The organism is Moorena sp. SIO2C4, from assembly GCF_010672485.1.
Classification (GTDB): domain Bacteria; phylum Cyanobacteriota; class Cyanobacteriia; order Cyanobacteriales; family Coleofasciculaceae; genus Moorena; species Moorena producens.
The window spans coordinates 1-1,609 of sequence record NZ_JAAHGN010001374.1 but is presented as its reverse complement, the minus strand read 5'-3'; the positions used below and the strand labels follow the sequence as shown (position 1 = coordinate 1,609).

The following is a 1,609-nucleotide window of genomic DNA, read 5'->3' as shown; positions in this document are numbered from 1 at the left end:
TGTCAGTTTCAGCCCCGATGGCCAGACCTTGGCTTCTGGCAGTGATGACAACACGATCAAACTCTGGAATCTAGAGACGAGAAGGGAAATCCGCACCCTCAAGGGGCATGATCACGTTGTCCATAGCGTCAGTTTCAGCCGCGATGGCCAGACCTTGGCTTCTGGCAGTTTTGACAACACCATCAAACTCTGGGATCCTAAGACAGGCGAGGTAATCCGCACCCTCGTGGGGCATGATGACTTTTTAAATAGCATCAGTTTCAGCCGGGATGGCCAGACCTTAGCTTCTGTCAGTGATGACAAGACCATCAAACTCTGGGATCCTAAGACAGGCAAGGTAATCCGCACCCTGATCGGGCATACTGAAGCTGTCGAGAGCGTCAGTTTCAGCCCCGATGGCCAGACCTTAGCTTCTGGCAGTTATGACAAGACCATCAAACTCTGGGATCTAGAGACGGGAAGGGAAATCCGCACCCTGATCGGGCATACTTACACTGTCTTGAGCGTCAGTTTCAGCCCCGATGGCCAGACCTTGGCTTCTGGCAGTTATGACACTACGATCAAACTCTGGAATCTAGAGACAGGTAAGAAAATCCGCACCCTCAAGATGTATGATAGCGTTGCCACTAGCGTCAGTTTCAGCCCCGATGGCCAGACCTTGGCTTCGGCTTCTAGCAGTAGTGAAAACACCATCAAACTCTGGGATCCTAAGACAGGCGAGGTAATCCGCACCCTGATCGGGCATGATAACGATGTCAATAGCGTTAGTTTCAGCCGGGATGGCCAGACCTTGGCTTCTGGCAGTAGTGACGAGACGATCAAACTCTGGAATCTAGAGACAGGAACCGAAATCGTCACCCTTCAGGGGCATATTGACAATGTCGATAGCGTTAGTTTCAGCTCCGATGGCCAGACCTTGGCTTCTGGCAGTAGTGACGAGACGATCAAACTCTGGAATCTAGACTTAAACTTAGACTCTTTAATGGCGAGGAGTTGCGATTCGGTGCGCAATTATTTGCAGCATAATCCTAATGTCAGGGAGAGCGATAAGCACTTGTGCGACAATCTAAAGAAGTAGTTGCAAAAGATAAAAGTTTTTAAGGCCGTAGCAGCTATTCGTCAAGTCCCTTGACCGTAGGTCACCCTACGCGAACGCGACCATTCAAAATTAAAAATTAAGAATTAAAAATTCAAAATCCGTAATTCTTAATTTTTAATTCTTAATTTTTAATTCTTTACCTTTAATTCCTTAATCAGTAATCTTGCTCTCAACCCATCCACTTGTGGTGCAGAGCATGATCACCAGCAACTACAAAAACATCAAGGCGGTCAGGTCCCCAAGATGCTGCTGCTAGCCCAGCAATGCTGTAACCACCTAGGTTTTTCCAATTTTTCCAGGCAGAACCATCCCAGGAACGGCAATAGACCTTGCCCATGGATCCAATCACGAAACAATCTAGCTGGTTGACTCCCCTGGAGACAGCAGCTATACCATACTGACAGTAGCCTCCCAGTTTTTCCCATGGAGTCCAAATGGAACCATTCCAGGTCTTGTAGTATAGAGCGCGAGCGCGACCAATGGTAAAGGTAGCGATATGGTTTGGCCCCC

General features: G+C 48.3%; 2 protein-coding genes. One reads left to right on the top strand and one right to left on the bottom strand.

All coding sequences use genetic code 11. The features are described from left to right. Nucleotides 1-1,078 (top strand): WD40 repeat domain-containing protein (locus tag F6K20_RS37730; protein WP_287298288.1); only part of this gene is annotated, 1,078 nt, incomplete at its 5' end. Nucleotides 1,079-1,268: 190 nt separating this feature from the next. Here F6K20_RS37730 and F6K20_RS37725 read toward each other — a convergent pair. Further along, the coding region (locus tag F6K20_RS37725; protein ID WP_502708930.1) for a DUF8189 domain-containing protein at nucleotides 1,269-1,609 on the bottom strand (341 nt) is incomplete at its 5' end.